This window comes from Streptomyces sp. NPDC002671, assembly GCF_053592475.1.
In genome coordinates, this window is sequence record NZ_JBSFVU010000008.1 from 45102 (window position 1) to 60625 (window position 15524).

At 70.6% G+C, this 15524-nt stretch carries 13 protein-coding genes; 3 read left to right on the top strand and 10 right to left on the bottom strand.

All coding sequences use genetic code 11. From position 1 onward, the window contains the following. Positions 1–11 precede the first annotated feature (11 nt). From ACWD35_RS14115 to ACWD35_RS14125, 3 genes are all read right to left on the bottom strand, one after another. The gene (locus ACWD35_RS14115) at positions 12–1337 is read right to left on the bottom strand and encodes an ABC transporter substrate-binding protein (protein ID WP_451351472.1); all 1326 of its coding nucleotides are present in this window, start codon (positions 1335–1337) and stop codon (positions 12–14) included. A gap of 59 nt (positions 1338–1396) precedes the next feature. Beyond that, positions 1397–3022, bottom strand: coding sequence for a glycoside hydrolase family 13 protein (locus ACWD35_RS14120; RefSeq protein WP_451351473.1), 1626 nt, complete (start codon positions 3020–3022; stop codon positions 1397–1399). Between the two features lie 157 nt (positions 3023–3179). Continuing rightward, positions 3180–4451, bottom strand: a complete 1272-nt coding sequence (locus ACWD35_RS14125; protein WP_451351474.1) for an ABC transporter substrate-binding protein — start codon at positions 4449–4451, stop codon at positions 3180–3182. Positions 4452–4573: 122 nt separating this feature from the next. Between ACWD35_RS14125 and ACWD35_RS14130 the strand changes: the two genes are divergently transcribed. Genes ACWD35_RS14130 through ACWD35_RS14140 form a run of 3 tightly spaced genes read left to right on the top strand, consistent with a single transcriptional unit; the run spans position 4574 to position 8162 of the window. Then, a complete protein-coding gene (locus tag ACWD35_RS14130; RefSeq protein WP_451351475.1) occupies positions 4574–5089 on the top strand; it encodes a PadR family transcriptional regulator in 516 nt (171 codons plus the stop codon). After that, positions 5086–5877, top strand: a complete 792-nt coding sequence (locus ACWD35_RS14135; protein WP_451351476.1) for an ABC transporter ATP-binding protein — start codon at positions 5086–5088, stop codon at positions 5875–5877. The genes ACWD35_RS14130 and ACWD35_RS14135 overlap by 4 nt, the downstream gene beginning before the upstream one ends. Positions 5878–5879: 2 nt before the next feature. Then, on the top strand, positions 5880–8162 hold the full coding sequence (locus ACWD35_RS14140; RefSeq protein ID WP_451351477.1) for an FtsX-like permease family protein: 2283 nt from the start codon (positions 5880–5882) through the stop codon (positions 8160–8162). Positions 8163–8164: 2 nt separating this feature from the next. Here the strand turns inward: ACWD35_RS14140 and pgi are convergent, their stop codons facing one another. From pgi to gap, 7 genes are all read right to left on the bottom strand, one after another. Continuing rightward, a complete protein-coding gene (gene pgi, locus ACWD35_RS14145; protein ID WP_451351478.1) occupies positions 8165–9814 on the bottom strand; it encodes a glucose-6-phosphate isomerase in 1650 nt (549 codons plus the stop codon). A gap of 83 nt (positions 9815–9897) precedes the next feature. Further along, positions 9898–11166 carry an MFS transporter gene (locus ACWD35_RS14150; RefSeq protein ID WP_451351479.1) on the bottom strand — a complete coding sequence of 423 codons (1269 nt, stop codon included), beginning with the start codon at positions 11164–11166 and terminating at the stop codon, positions 9898–9900. Positions 11167–11298: 132 nt separating this feature from the next. Next, positions 11299–11586, bottom strand: a complete 288-nt coding sequence (locus tag ACWD35_RS14155) for an RNA polymerase-binding protein RbpA (RefSeq protein WP_067232139.1) — start codon at positions 11584–11586, stop codon at positions 11299–11301. Positions 11587–11843: 257 nt separating this feature from the next. Further along, positions 11844–12080, bottom strand: coding sequence for a preprotein translocase subunit SecG (secG, locus tag ACWD35_RS14160; RefSeq protein WP_451351731.1), 237 nt, complete (start codon positions 12078–12080; stop codon positions 11844–11846). A 108-nt stretch (positions 12081–12188) separates the two neighbouring features. Continuing rightward, on the bottom strand, positions 12189–12965 hold the full coding sequence (tpiA, locus tag ACWD35_RS14165; RefSeq protein ID WP_451351480.1) for a triose-phosphate isomerase: 777 nt from the start codon (positions 12963–12965) through the stop codon (positions 12189–12191). Positions 12966–12970: 5 nt separating this feature from the next. Next, positions 12971–14182 (bottom strand): phosphoglycerate kinase, encoded by a 1212-nt coding sequence (locus ACWD35_RS14170; protein ID WP_451351481.1) that lies wholly within the window; start codon positions 14180–14182, stop codon positions 12971–12973. Between the two features lie 152 nt (positions 14183–14334). Next, positions 14335–15342 carry a type I glyceraldehyde-3-phosphate dehydrogenase gene (gene gap / locus ACWD35_RS14175; protein ID WP_451351482.1) on the bottom strand — a complete coding sequence of 336 codons (1008 nt, stop codon included), beginning with the start codon at positions 15340–15342 and terminating at the stop codon, positions 14335–14337. Between the last annotated feature and the right edge of the window lie 182 nt (positions 15343–15524).

Genomic DNA, 15524 nt, shown 5'->3' on the forward strand with positions numbered 1-15524 from the left:
GTCCGGTCCGATCAGCTCTGGTAGGCCTTGGCCGCCGCGGACTCCAGCTTCGCCGCGGTGCCCTTCGGGTCGAACGGGTCGCGCAGGAAGTCCTGGAGCAGCTTCCACTCGCCCGCGCCCTTGGTGCCGCCGAAGGCCGCCGGCGCCTGGTCGGACATGTCGAAGCGGACCGAATCCCCGGCGCCGATCAGGGACTTGGCGGTGGCGCGGGTGACGTCGTCGCCGTACGAGGCGAGGTCGAGCTTCTTGTTCGGGGACAGGTAGCCGCCCGCCTTCGCCCATACGGCCGCCGCCTCGGGGGTGGCCAGGTACTCCAGGAGCTTCATGCCGGCCTTGGCGTTCTTGGCGTCCTTCAGGACGACGGCCGCGTCACCGCCGCTGACGACGGGTGCCGTGCCGCCGTCGACCGCGGGGAAGGGGAAGAAGTTCGCGTCCTTGCCGATGGTCTTCCCGAACTGGTCGTGGGCGACGCCGGCGACGAAGTCGCCCTCGTAGACCATGCCTGCCTCGGGCTTCGGCCCGAACACCTTCTCCACCGAGCCCGGGAAGTCGGTGTTGAGGGCCTCCTTCCGGCCGCCCGCGATCAGCTGCTTGTCCTTGAACAGCTTGCCGAGCGTGGTGAGCGCCCTGACGACGGAGGGGTCGGTCCACTTCAGCTTGTGGGCGGCGAGGGCATCGTACTTCTCGGGTCCGGCCTGGGAGAGGTAGATGTTCTCGAACCAGTCGGTCAGCGTCCAGCCGTCCTGCCCGGCCACGGAGAAGGCGGCGAGCCCGGAGTCGGAGACGGTGTGCCCGGCCTTCAGCAGCTCGTCGTACGTCTTCGGGGGCTGGACCCCGGCCTGGGTGAGCGCGTCGGGGCTGTACCAGACGGTCGACTTGTGGGCGGCCTTGAAGTAGAGGCCGTAGAGGGTGCCGTCGACGCTGCCGTACGTCTTCCACACGGGCGCGTAGTCGGCGGTGATCGTCTGCTGGGCGGTCGGCGACAGCGGCTTGAGCCAGCCCTGCTTCGCGAACTGCTGGAGCACGCCGACCTGCGGGACCATCACGACGTCGGGCGCGTTGCCGCCCTCGATCTTGCTGCCGACGACGGTGGAGACGTTGTCACCGGTGGACACGAACTGGGTCTTGGCCCCGGTCTTCGCGGTGAAGGCGTCCAGCACCTTCTGGAAGTTCTTCTGCTCGCTGCCCGACCAGACACCGGCCACGGTGACGGTCTGGCCGCCCAGCGGCTTGTCTCCGCCGCCCGCGGAGACGTTGTCCCCGCCGCAGGCGGTGGCGCCGAGCGCGAGGGCGAGAGCGGTGCAGCTCGTGAGCAGGGTCGTACGTCGTCGCATCATCGTCGACGGACCTTTCATTCGGAGGGAGTTGACTCGGTCGGAGGGAGTTGGCGGAGGGATCAGAGGTCGGTGAGCCACCAGGCCGCCGTGGAACCGGACAGGACTCCGGGCGGGACGGGGCCGCTGGAGAGCAGCGGGGTGCCGGAGACCGGCGCGGGCGCGGCGGCCGTACCGAAGTTGACGGCGCAGACCAGGCCGTCGCCGCGGGTGAAGGCCAGAACGCCCGGCGGGGTGTCCAGCCAGCGCAGCGTTCCCTCGCCCAGCTGAGGGAGTGAGCCGCGCAGGTGGAGGCCGTCGCGGTACAGGTGCCAGAAGGAGCGGGTGTCGGCGAGGGCGCGTTCGGTGGCGTACTCGGCGAAGTACGACGGCTGCGGCAGCCAGGGCTTGGCGCCCTCCGCGCCGGAGGTGAAGCCGAACGGCGAGGCCTGCCCGGACCACGGCAGCGGCACCCGGCAGCCGTCACGGATGCGGGCGCGGCTGCCGGTGCGGCGGAAGATCGGGTCGGTGAGGACGTCGTCGGGCAGGTCGACGACCTCGGGCAGGCCCAGTTCCTCGCCCTGGTAGATGTACGCGGCTCCGGGCAGCGCCAGCATCAGCAGCGCGGCGGCCCGGGCGCGGGCGGCGCCGACGCGGCTGCCCTCGACGGCGGGTTCGCCGTAGCGGGTGACGGTGCGGACCTGGTCGTGGTTGTTGAGGACCCAGGTGACCGTGGAACCGGTTCCGGCGATGTCCTGCATGGCCTCGGAGATGACCTTGCGGAAGGCGTCGGCGTCCCAGGAGGCGCCCAGCAGATCGAAGAAGAAGGCCTGGTGCAGTTCGTCCGGTCGGACGTAGCGGGCGTGTTCGCGGGCGGTGGGGACGGAGACCTCACCGACGAGGAGGCGTTCGCGGCCGTCGCGGTCGGCGTACTCCTCGCATATGGAGCGCCAGCGCCGCCACACCTCGTGCACCTCGGGCTGGTTCCAGGCGAGCGGGTTGACCGAGTCGCGGGTGCGGGCGTCGGCCTCGGGGTCGTCGGAGTCGGGCAGTTCGGGGTGCTTGAACAGCCCGGCGGCGACGTCGATGCGGAAGCCGTCCACGCCCCGGTCCAGCCAGAAGCGCAGGACGCGGTCGAACTCGGCGGGGATCTGGGGGTTGCGCCAGTTCCAGTCCGGCTGCTCGGGCGTGAACATGTGCAGGTACCACTGACCGGGGCGGCCGTCGGACTCCGTCACCCGGGTCCAGGCCGGGCCGCCGAACATGGCGTGCCAGTTGTTGGGCGGCTCGCTGCCGCCCCGGCCGCGGCCGTCGGCGAAGTGGAAGCGGGCGCGGGCCGGGCTGCCGGGTGCACTGTCCAGCGCCTCGCGGAACCAGGGGTGCTCGCCGGAGCAGTGGTTGGGGACGATGTCGAGGAGCACCTTGATACCGAGCCGGCGGGCGCTGGCCATCAGCAGGTCGAACTCGGCGAGATCGCCGAAGAGCGGGTCGACGTCGCAGTAGTCGGCCACGTCGTAGCCGTGGTCGTGCTGCGGCGAGGGGTAGAACGGGCTCAGCCAGATGCCGTCGACGCCGAGCTTCTTCAGATACGGCAGTCCGGCCCGGACGCCGGCCAGATCGCCGATGCCGTCGCCGGTGCTGTCCAGAAAGCTGCGGACGTAGACCTGGTAGATCACCGCGTCACGCCACCAGTGGTACTTACTCAGCATGCATGCATGTTAAGTAGGCGTATCGCGCGGGTGTCAACGAAGGGACCACAGATTACCGGTGAGTTGGGGGTGCGAATGCGGACTTAACGGGCATCATGCGCCGAGAATGAGATCCGCGCGTTACTTAACAAGTAACTATCGGTGGACTAGAGGCGGACTAGCGACGGGCGATCGCGTCGAGCTCGCGCGCGAGCCGGCGCACGGCCTGTCCGGGCGTCTCCCGCCCGGTGAGCGCGTCCTGCACCACCGCCTGCACCACCAGGCTGACCTGGTCGTAGTGCGCGCTCTTGGGGCGCGGCCGGGCGGTGAGTACGGCGGTGCGCAGGGTCGGCAGATAGGGGAACTGCCGGACGAGTGCGGGGTCTTCGTACAGCGCGGCGCGCACGGGCGGCAGCGCGCCCCGGGTGAGCACCTGGCGCTGGACGCGCTCGCTGGCGAGGTAGGCGATCAGTCGCACGGCCGAATCGGGATGCCGGGCATGGGTGTTGACCGCGAGATTGGAGCCGCCGAGGACGCTGGTCCCCGGCCCGTCGGGCCCGGGCAGCGGTACGGCGCCGATCTTTCCGGCGACCTTGGAGCCCTTGGCGGAGGCCACGGCGTAGGCGTAGGGCCAGTTGCGCAGGAAGAGCAGCCTGCCGTCCTGGAAGGCCTGCTTGGACTCCTCCTCCTTGTAGGCCAGCGCCTGCTTCGGGATCCAGCCCTCACGGATGCCGCGGGCGAGGAAGCCGATGCCCTCGCGGGCGGCGGCCGAGTCGACCGTGACCCGTGTGCCCTCGCCGCCGAGGATGGTGCCGCCCGCCGAGTACACGGCCTCGGCCGCGTTGACGGTGAGGCCCTCGTACGGCAGGAACTGGCCCGCATAGCCGCCGAGTCCGTGCCGGGGCGCGATGGTCTTCGCGTCGCGCTCCAGCTCTGCCCAGGTGTGCGGCGGGGGCACATTTTCCTCGGCCAGGATGTCCTTGCGATACAGCAGAAGTCCGGCATTCGTGACATACGGGACCGCATACAGCCGTCCGTCGTACGTCGCCGTGTTCACGACCGGCGGCAGGAAACTCCGCAGCGGGAACCGGTCGCGCGCCAGCGGGCGGATCCAGCCGGCCGCGGCGAACTCCGAGGTCCAGTTGACGTCGATGTTCAGGACGTCGAAGCGGCCCCGGTCCCCGCCGCGCAGATCGGTGGTCATCTGCGCGTGTGTCTCGTCGGCGGAGTCCGGCAGCTCGACGAGCGTGACCTTTTCACCGGGGTGGGTGCGGTTCCAGCCCTGGAGCAGGGGGCCGAGATAGCCGGTGAGGTCGCCGGCGGTGGCCAGGGTGAGCGGGCCACGACCGCTGCCGCCGCCCTCCTCGGCATGGGCACCGGAGGCGACGTACCCGGTCATGATCACGGCGAGAACGAGGAGGCCCCTACCGGCGGCACGCATCCACCGCATAGGTTCCTCCCTGTACACCGGCACCGGGGGCACCCTCGCCCCGGGTCAGAGGCATGTATACCTGTTAGGTATGGGCGATACTAGGGCCTGGAGCATATTGAGCGGACAGGAGGACAGCACGAGTGCGCCTGCCTCTCCTGGCACTCCTCGCACGCGGCCCGGCCCACGGCTACGAGCTGAAGCAGGACCTTGAGCAACTGCTGGGCTCCGCGTACCCTCAGCCCAACGTCGGTCAGATCTACGTCACCCTCGGCCGCCTGGAGAAGACGGGACTGATCGAGGGCGAGGACGTCGAGCAGTCCAGCCGGCCCAACAAGAAGGTCTACCACCTCACCGACGCCGGGCGGGAGGCGCTGCACGCCTGGTTCGAGGAGACCGAGGACGAACCGCGGGTGCGGGACGAGTTCTTCATGAAGCTCGCGCTCGCCCCGCAGACCGGTCTCGCCGAGCAGATCGCCCTCATCAACAGGCAGCGGCGCCAGTACCTCAACACCATGCGCAACCTGTCGAAACTGGCCGCGGCCGAGAACCGGGACAACCGAATCGCCCATCTGCTGATAGAGGGCGCGATGCTGCACCTGCAGGCCGACCTCGACTGGCTGGAGCGGTGCCAGGAGGAACTGGAGGAGCTGGAGTGAGTGACGGCCACCCTCCTGTGCAGGGCCGTCCCGCTGTGCTGCGGGCTGAGGACACGCCGGTGCTGCGGGCCGAGAGCCTGGTCAAGACCCACCACGGCGAGGGCGCGCCCGCCCATGCCGTGCGCGGGGTCGACCTCGCCGTGGCACGCGGCGAGTTCGTGGCGATCACCGGGCCCTCCGGGGCCGGGAAGTCGACGCTGCTGCACCTGCTCGGCGGCCTGCAGCGCCCGGACGAAGGCAGCATCTGGCTCGACGGCCGGTGCACGGACTCCTTCAGCGAGGCCCGCTGGGCGGTGGAGCGCAGGAAGGCCATCGGGATCGTCTTCCAGTTCTTCAACCTCGTGTCGAACCTGTCCGTCGCCGACAACGTCGAGCTGCCCGCCCTGCTGGCCGGCGTCCCGCCGAAGAAGGCCCGCGCCGAGCGCGAGGCGCTCCTGGCCGAGCTGGGCCTCGACGGCAAGGAGCGCAGCATGCCCGGCGAGCTGTCCGGCGGCGAACAGCAGCGGGTCGCCCTCGCCCGGGCCCTGGTCAACCATCCGCCGCTGCTGCTCGCGGACGAGCCCGCCGGCAGCCTGGACAGCAAGGGCACCCGCGAGGTCATGCGCCTGCTGTCCCGCTTCCACGGGCGCGGCCAGACCATCGTGCTGGTGACGCACGACGCCCGGCTGGCGAGCGCCGCCGACCGGGTGATCAGCTTCTTCGACGGCCGCATAGCCGACGATGCCGCCCTGGACGGCGCGCCGCCGCGCCGGGCCGGCATCTCCGGTGTGCTCGAACTCAGGGAGTGACGGTGCGGGCCACTCTGCGCTGGGCGCACTCCGACCTGCGCACGCACCGTGGCGAGGCGCTGTTCCTCGTGCTGGCCACCGCCGGCATCGTCGCCTCGCTGCTGCTGGCGACGGCCCTGTTCGGCTACGCCACCAACCCCTGGCAGCGCACCTTCACCGAGACCCGCGGGGCGCACGTGTGGATCCACACGGCCGCGTCCGCGGACGCCCGAAGGCTCGCCCGCCTCGACGGCGTCGAGTCCGTCGCCGGCCCCTACCCCACCGAGACCACCACCGTCGCCGCACGCGGCACCCGCGCCGCGGTGGAGCTGCGCGGCACCCCGGAACCGCCCTCCGTGGGCCGGCCGCTGCTCACCGCCGGGCACTGGTTGGCCGCGGCCGAGCCGGACGGCGTGATCCTGGAGAGCAGCCTGGCCCGGGCCCTGCTGGCGGAGCCCGGGGACACCCTCACCCTGCCCGGCACCGCCCGCACGCTGACCGTCGAGGGAATCGCGGACAGCGCTGAACCCCCCTACAGCCCGGGCGAGCGGCCGGGTCTGGTCTGGGCGCTGCCGTCCGTTGTGCGGTCGCCCGGCGGCCAGGTGATCGGACTGCGGCTCGGCGACCCGGGCGAAACGGACTACGCGGTGCAGCGCGCCGTCACCGTGCTGGGCGCGGGCGCGATCGGCGAGGTCTCCACCTGGCAGCAGGCGCGTGCCGAGGCGCAGGGCGACGACCGGCTGCTGGGCCAGGTGCTCGGCCTGTTCGGTCTGGGCGCCCTGATCGCTGCCGGGCTCGCCGTGCACGGGGCGATCGTCACCCGTATCCGCGGCCATCTGCGCGACCTCTCCGTACTGAAGGCGATCGGCTTCACACCGGGCGGGGTGGTGCGGATCTTCCTGCTGCAGCACCTCGCGTACGCCCTTCTCGGCACCGTGGCGTCCGCGGCGCTCACCGAGGCGCTGGGCAGCCGGATACCCGGTCGGCTGGGCGATGCCGTGCGGGTGTGGCAGGGGCTGCCGGGGCACACCGTGGCGCTCTTCGTGGTTCCCGTGGGCGCGGTGCTGTTCATCGGCCTGACCACGGGTCTCGCGGCCTGGCGGGCGGGACGGGTGCCTCCGGTGCCGGTGCCGCGGCCGTCCGCGCCGGCGGGTGGGCGGCTGACGGGTCCGGCCCGGCAGGCACTCGGGCTGCGGCTCCCGGCCGCACTGGTCCTCGGCTGTCACAAGGCGTTCGCGGGGCGCGGCCGGTCGCTGGCCACCGTGGCCCGGCTGACGCTGCCGCTGCTGCTGATCGTGGTGGCGCTCAGCGCGTGGACCACCATCGACCGCTTCCACAGCGGCCCGGAGCACGTGGGCCTGCCGACAGCTCTCACGGTCCGCTCGGACGGCGCCCTGGCCGCATCGGAGGTACGGGCTCTGCTGACGGGCGACTCCCGGGTCGCCGCCGCCTACCCGGGGGTCGAGGTGGCCGCGCTGGTCCCCGGGCAGACCGGGACCATCGCCCTGCGCGGCGTCGGCACCCGCGCCGAGCCCTACCCCTACGCCCTCGCCGAGGGCCGGTCCGCCCGCGGACCGGACGAGGCGGTGGCCGGTCAGGGGCTGCTGGACCTGCTGCACGCGCAGGTCGGCGACTGGGTGCGGATGACGGTGGGCGACCGGCCGCAGATCCTGCACATCGTGGGCCGCAGCATCGAACCGCGGAACGCCGGCCGGGTGGTGACGACCTCCCTGGACACCCTCCGCGAGAACGACCCGGGGCTGTCCGCGGCCTCCTACGAGCTGCGCCTGCGCCCCGGCGCCGACCCGCACCGCGTGGCAGCCGCGCTCACCGCGGCCGGCCGGGGCCACCTGGACGTGCACGCCATGGCGAACCCCGCCGACGGGCTGTCCCCGCTGCGCGCGGTCGTCGCCGGGCTGGTCGCCGTCCTCGCCCTCATCGGGCTCGTCGAACTGCTCACCGCGATCGGCGGCAGTGTGCGGGAGAGCGAGCGGGACGTGCTGGCGCTCCTGGCGATCGGCATGGCCCCGCGCCAGATCACCGCGATCATCGTCACGGCGACGAGCTGTACGGCACTGGCCGCAGCGCTCGCCGGTACGGCCCTGGGGCTACCGCTCGCCCACCGGCTGATCGACGCCCAGGGCAGCTCCAGCGGCATCGGCGCGGGGATCGCACAGGGCCCGTCGCCAGTGCTGCTCCTGTCGCTGGACCTGGCTGTGGTACTGGGTGCCGCCCTGCTGGCCGCGGTGCCTGCGTCCCGAGCGGCGAGACGCAGGCTGGCGGACAGCCTGAGCGCGGTGGCGTGAGGTCAGCGCCCGCGCAGTGACCGGTACGTGGCGACCAGTGCCTCGGTCGACGCGTCCAGGCCCGGTACCTCCGCACCCTCGGTCAAGGCCGGTTCGAGGCGCTTGGCGAGGACCTTGCCCAGCTCGACGCCCCACTGGTCGAAGGAGTCGATGTTCCACACGGCGCCCTGGACGAACACCTTGTGCTCGTAGAGGGCGACGAGCTGGCCGAGGACGGACGGGGTCAGGTCCTTCGCCAGGATGGTGGTGGTCGGCCGGTTGCCCTGGAAGGTTTTGTGCGGGACCAGTTCCTCGGCGACGCCCTCCGCGCGGACCTCGTCGGCGGTCTTGCCGAAGGCGAGGGCCTGGGTCTGGGCGAAGAAGTTGGCCATCAACAGGTCGTGCTGAGCATTGAGTTCACCGCTCAGCTCCGCCACCGGCCGGGCGAAGCCGATGAAGTCCGCCGGGATCAGCTTCGTGCCCTGGTGGATCAACTGGTAGTAGGCGTGCTGCCCGTTGGTGCCCGGCGTGCCCCACACGACGGGCCCGGTCTGCCAGTCGACCTGCTTGCCGTCCCGCGCCACCGACTTGCCGTTGGACTCCATGTCCAGCTGCTGCAGGTAGGCGGTGAACCTGGACAGGTAGTGGCTGTAGGGCAGCACGGCGTGCGACTGGGCGTCGTGGAAGTTGTCGTACCAGATGCCCAACAGGCCGAGCAGCAGCGGGGCGTTGGCCTCGGCGGGTGCGGTGCGGAAGTGGTCGTCGACCAGGTGGAAGCCGTCGAGCATCTCGCGGAAGCGGTCCGGGCCGATGGCGATCATCAACGACAGGCCGATCGCGGAGTCGTACGAGTACCGGCCGCCGACCCAGTCCCAGAACTCGAACATGTTGGCCGTGTCGATGCCGAACTCGGCGACCTTCTCCGCGTTGGTCGACAGGGCGACGAAGTGTTTCGCGACCGCGGCCTGGTCGCCGAGGGCGTCCAGCAGCCACTTCCGCGCGGAGGTGGCGTTGGTGATCGTCTCGATGGTGGTGAAGGTCTTGGAGGCGATGACGAACAGCGTCTCGGCCGGGTCCAGGTCTCGGGTGGCCTCGTGCAGGTCGGCGCCGTCCACGTTGGAGACGAAGCGGACAGTGAGGTCGCGGTCGGTGTAGCTGCGCAGCACCTCGTAGGCCATCGCGGGGCCGAGGTCGGAGCCGCCGATGCCGATGTTGACGACGTTCTTGATGCGCTTGCCGGTGTGGCCGGTCCAGGCGCCGGAGCGGACGCGGTCGGCGAAGCCGGCCATCTTGTCGAGGACGGCGTGCACGGCCGGGACGACGTTCTCGCCGTCGACCTCGATCACCGCGTCGCGCGGGGCGCGCAGCGCGGTGTGCAGCACGGCCCGGTTCTCGGTCGTGTTGATCTTCTCGCCGCGGAACATGGCGTCCCGCAGGCCGAAGACGTCGGTGGCGGCGGCCAGCTCGCGCAACAGCCGCAGTGTCTCGTCGGTGACCAGGTGCTTGGAGTAGTCGATGTACAGATCGCCGACCCGCAGGGTGTACCCGGCGCCGCGCTCCGGGTCGGTGGCGAACAGGTCGCGCAGATGGGTGTCGGCCAGCTCCTCGCGATGCTTGGCGAGGGCGGTCCATTCGGGCGTCTGGTTGAGCCTGGTACGGCTGTCTGCGTTCATTTCCGACTTCAGCCTTCTTTCCTGCCTGTCCGTGCTGCGTGGTGCTGCGCACCTTGCCCCACTGCCGGTCCCAACCTAGTTGATCAGGGCGCGACCTGACGCCTTGTCGCGCCGTCGTGCGCCGCGGCGACAGGTACGTCCGGCCTGCCCGCCGGTATCAACGAGGTGACGGCAAGGGCGAAGAGCACGGCCGCGAGCAGGGCCGGCCCGTTCAGGCCGTACGCGCGGGCGGCGGCGCCGCCGAGGAGGGCGCCGAGCGGGGCGCCGGAGGTCGAGGCCGTGCGGAAGGCGGAGGCGATCCGGCCCACCATCGCCTCGGGGCTGCGCTGCTGCATCAGCGTGACCTGGTTGACGTTCCACACCATGTTCATCGCGCCCAGCAGCAGCATCCCGGCGACGAGCGCGGGCAGCCAGCGGACCGAGCCGATGAGCAGCAGGGACGCCGTCTGGACGCTACCGGCGACCAGCAGGGCCCGCACCCGGCCGGTGCGGCGGGCGATGCGCTGCGCGAGGAAGCCGCCCGAGATGCTGCCGAGGGAGTAGGCCGTCATGGCTGCCGCGTATCCGGCATTGCCCGCGTGGAGCCAGCGCGTGACGTGCAGCGCCATAGTCGCGATCAGGGCGCCCATGCCGATGTTGCACAGCAGTGTGGCCACGCAGGTCGCGCACAGGGCCCGGTCGCCGCACAGGGCGCGCAGGCCCTCGGCGATCTCCGTGCGCAGGGTGCTGCCCGCCTGGCGCGGTGCCCGCTCGGGCGGTCGTATCCGCAGGGAGGCCACCAGGGCGGCAGCGGCGAGGAACGTGCTCGCGTCGGCCGCGAACGGTACGAAGGCGCCGGCCGCCAGCAGCAGCGGCACGAGCGGCGCGCCGAGCAGTCCGCCGGCGAGCTGCTGACCGGTCATCAGCCGGGAGTTGGCGCCGCCCAGGCTCTCGCGGTCCACCAGGGAGGGCAGCAGGGCCGTGGCGGCGTTGTCGAAGAGCGTCTGGAGCGTGGTGAGCGCGAAGGCGAGCACGAGCAGCAGCGGGATCGAGGCGTGGCCGAGTCCCACGGCGAGCGCGAAACCGGCGACGAGCAGCCCACGTACGGTGTCCACGGCCCACATCGCCCGCCGCTGGTCGACCCGGTCGGCGACGGCCCCGCCGAGCAGCCCGAACAGCAGCCAGGGCACGTAGCCGCAGGCGGTCACGGAGGCGATGACGAAGGGGTCGTCGCTGAGGCGCACGGCGAGCAGCGGCAGCGCGGACGTCCGTAAGGCATCCCCGAACCGGGAGATCACGGCGGCCGTCCACAGCCGTCCGAATCCCCCGCGCCACGCGGGCGCGCCCGCGTCCGCACCGTCCGCTGCCGTCACAACTCCCCCTCGGAATGATCGGAATGCACCGATGCACACACCGTAGAGGGCACCACTGACAACCGGTCGGCCGCGAGCGGCCGGATACGGCTCCGGCCAGGCGCCCGCGGGCACCCGGCCGGTTCTGAAGTCCTAGATCTCGCCCCGCAGTTTGGCGAGCGCCTCGGCGAGGATCGCCTCGCCGTCCGCGTCGCTGCGCCGCTCCCGTACGTACGCGAGGTGCGTCTTGTACGGCTCGGTGCGCGGCGGGTCCGGCGGGTTGTCCTGGTCCTGACCGGCCGGGAAGCCGCAGCGCGGGCAGTCCCAGGTGTCGGGGACCTGCGCGTCGCTGGCGAAGCTCGGCTGCGTCTCGTGCCCGTTGGAGCACCAGAAGGAGACGCGCAGCCGGGGCGCGGACTCGCCGCGCTCGGCCTCGCCCATCGGCCCCGCCCCGACCCGGCTTCCTCGGATCGCGTTGCCACTTGCCACGGTGTAACTCCCTGCGTGATGGTGCCGCGAAGCGAGTCGGCGTTTCGCTTCGTTGCGAGCGCCTCAGTCTACGTAAGGCCCAACGCGCGTCCAGTGATTGGAGTTACAGGCCCCATACCTAGACGCAAGCCCCATGATAGGCCGCGCTCAGGAGCGCGTACCGAACATGGGGCCTTACGTACGGAATGTATGTGCTTGTGCGACGCAGTTCAGCTGTTCGTCTTCATCAGCAGGCCGAGGATGACGATGCAGGCGAACCAGAGCAGACCGATCACGATGGTGATCCGGTCGAGGTTACGCTCGGCGACAGAGGAGCCGCCGACGGACGACTGCATGCCGCCGCCGAACATGTCGGAGAGGCCGCCGCCCTTCCCCTTGTGCATCAGCACCAGCAGCATCAGCAGCAGGCTGAAGACGATCAGGGCGATCGAGAACCCCAAAACCACGGCTGGACCAACTTCCTCGGATTCGGATGGACGACGGGGGCACAGCACCACGGCTGTGCCCCCGCAAGGGTACGACGTATCGCCGCTACCGCCTACTCACGGACGGGTTCACTGATCGCGGAAACGCACGATCTTGACGAACTCGTCGGCGTCGAGCGAGGCACCGCCGACCAGAGCGCCGTCGATGTCGGCCTGTGCCATGATCTCGGCGACGTTGCCGGCCTTGACGGAGCCGCCGTACTGGACGCGGACCTTGTCGGCCACGTCCTGCGAGTACAGCTCGGCGATCTTGCCGCGGATGGCGGCGCAGACCTCCTGGGCCTCCGCGGCGCCGCAGACCTCGCCGGTGCCGATGGCCCACACGGGCTCGTAGGCGATCACGAGTGTCTCGACCTGCTCGGCCGGGACGTCCTTCAGGGCGCCCTCGACCTGGGCGAGGCTGTGGGCGACGTGGTTGCCCGCCTGGCGGACGTGCAGCTCCTCGCCGACGCACAGGATCGGGGTGAGGCCGTGCTTGTAGGCGGCCTTGACCTTGGCGTTGACGAGTTCGTCGGTCTCGTCGTGGTACTGGCGGCGCTCGGAGTGGCCGATGGCCACGTACGTGCACCGCAGCTTGGCCAGCATCAGGCCGGAGATCTCTCCGGTGTAGGCGCCGGAGTCGTACGCCGAGAGGTCCTGGGCGCCGTACTTGATCTTGAGCTTGTCGCCGTCGACCAGGGTCTGCACGGAGCGCAGGTCGGTGAAGGGCGGCAGGACGGCGACCTCGACGGCCTCGTAGTCCTTGTCGGCCAGGGCGAAGGCGAGCTTCTGGACGTGCGCGATGGCCTCGAGGTGGTTGAGGTTCATCTTCCAGTTGCCCGCCATCAGCGGCGTGCGCGTGCTCATCTAGGTCAGTCCTCCAGTGCGGCGAGGCCGGGGAGCGTCTTGCCCTCGAGGTATTCGAGGGAGGCGCCACCGCCGGTCGAGATGTGGCCGAACGCGTTCTCGTCGAAACCGAGCGTACGCACGGCCGCGGCGGAGTCACCGCCGCCGACGACGGTGAAACCGTTCGAGTCGACGAGGGCCTGGGCGATCGCCTTGGTGCCCTCGGCGTAGTCGGGGTGTTCGAAGACGCCCATGGGACCGTTCCAGAAGACGGTCTCGGCGTCCGCGAGCTTCGAGGCGTAGAGCTTGCGGGTCTCCGGGCCGATGTCCAGGCCCTCCTGGTCGGCAGGGATGGCGTCCGCGGCGACGGTGGTGGGGTTCGCCGGGGTCTTCCCCTTGAGGTCCGGGAACTCCGCGGAGACCAGGACGTCGACGGGGAGGAGCAGCTCCACACCGCTCTTCTCGGCGCGCTCCATGTACTCGGTGACGGTCGGGATCTGGTCCTCCTGGAGGAGGGAGATGCCGACCTCGTAGCCCTTGGCCTTGAGGAAGGTGTAGGCCATGCCGCCGCCGATGAGGAGGCGGTCGGCCTTGCCGAGCAGCTGGTCGATGACGGCGAGCTTGTCGGAGACCTTGGCGCCGCCGAGCGCGACGACGTAGGGGCGCTTGACGTCCTCGGTGAGCTTCTTCAGGACGCCGACCTCGGTGGCGATGAGGTATCCGGCGTAGTGCGGCAGGCGGGCCGGGAGGTCGTAGACGGAGGCGTGCTTGCGGTGCACCGCGCCGAAGCCGTCGCCGACGTAGACGTCCGCGAGGGCGGCCAGCTGGTCGGCGAACTCGCCGCGCTCGGTGTCGTCCTTGGAGGTCTCGCCGGGGTTGAAGCGCAGGTTCTCGACGACCGCGACCTGGCCGGGCTGGAGGCCGTTGACGGCGTCGTGGGCGGCGGGGCCGACGGTGTCCTGGGCGAACGCGACCGGCGCGCCGAGGAGCTCGCCGAGCCGCTCGGCGGCGGGCAGCAGCGAGAAGGACGGGTCCGGTGCACCGTTGGGACGGCCCAGGTGCGAGGCGACGACCACCTTGGCGCCCGCGTCGGCGAGGGCCTTCACGGTCGGCAGGACGGCGCGGATGCGGCCGTCGTCGGTAATGACGCCGTCGGCGAGCGGGACGTTGAGGTCGGCACGGACGAAGACCCGCTTGCCGTCCACGCCCGCGGAGAGAAGTTCGTCGATGGTCTTCATGTCAGGGGACTCCTGTGGAGGGCTCTTGATCCTACGGGGCCTGATCTTCGCAGGTCGGCCGGGGGGGTCTGTACGCACGTCAGGGCCCGGACAGCGCGACGTTGCGCTGCCCGAGCCCTGCATTCACGCATCAGCCGGCCTGCTGCGGCCGATCAGAGCTGGTTGCCGACGAAGACCGTCAGGTCCACGAGGCGGTTGGAGTAGCCCCACTCGTTGTCGTACCAGCCGATGACCTTCACGTTCTTGCCCTCCTGGACCATGGTCAGGGAGGAGTCGAAGGTGCAGGACGCCGGGGCGTTGACGATGTCGGAGGAGACGATCGGGTCCTCGGTGTAGTCGAGGAGGCCCTTGAGCTCGCCCTCGGCGGCCTTCTGGAAGGCGGCGTTGACCTCTTCCTTGGTGACCTCGCGACCGAGCTCGACGACGAGGTCGGTGACCGAGCCGGTCGGGACCGGCACGCGCATGGCGAGGCCGTCCAGCTTGCCCTTGAGCTGCGGCAGGACCAGGGCGGTGGCCTTGGCGGCACCGGTGGTGGTCGGGATGATGTTCTCGGCGGCGGCACGGGCGCGGCGCAGGTCCTTGTGCGGGAAGTCAAGGATGCGCTGGTCGTTCGTGTACGCGTGCACCGTGGTCATCAGACCCTTGACGATGCCGAAGTTCTCGTCCAGGACCTTCGCCATCGGCGCCACGCAGTTGGTGGTGCAGGAGGCGTTGGAGATGACGTGGTGGTTCGCCGGGTCGTACTTGTCCTGGTTGACGCCCATCACGATGGTGATGTCCTCGTCCTTGGCCGGAGCCGAGATGAGGACCTTCTTGGCGCCGCCGGCGATGTGCTTCGCGGCGTCGGCCTTGTTGGTGAAGATGCCGGTCGACTCGATGACGATGTCGACGCCCAGCTCGCCCCAGGGGATGTCGGCCGGGTTGCGCTCGGAGAGCACCTTGATGGTGTGGCCGTCGACGGTGATGGTGTCGGCGGTGTGGGAGACCTCCTGCTTCAGGCGGCCCAGGATCGTGTCGTACTTGAGCAGGTGAGCCGTGGTCGCGGTGTCACCCAGGTCGTTGACAGCCACAACCTCGATGTCCGCACCCTGCTCCAAGAGCGCCCGGAAGTAGTTACGCCCGATGCGGCCGAAGCCGTTGATGCCTACGCGGATCGTCACGAACCGATCTCCTCGTTGGTACGCCGGCCATGCGGTGCCGGCGAGCTCTATTTGGGATGTCCCCGACCACCCACGACCCTACCTCTCTGGGGCCCCCTTGGTGACATCCAGATGCCGCATACAAGGGCAGGGGGTCCGTACCCGCCGGTAGGGGTACGGACCCCCTCGGATCGGGGGTTGTT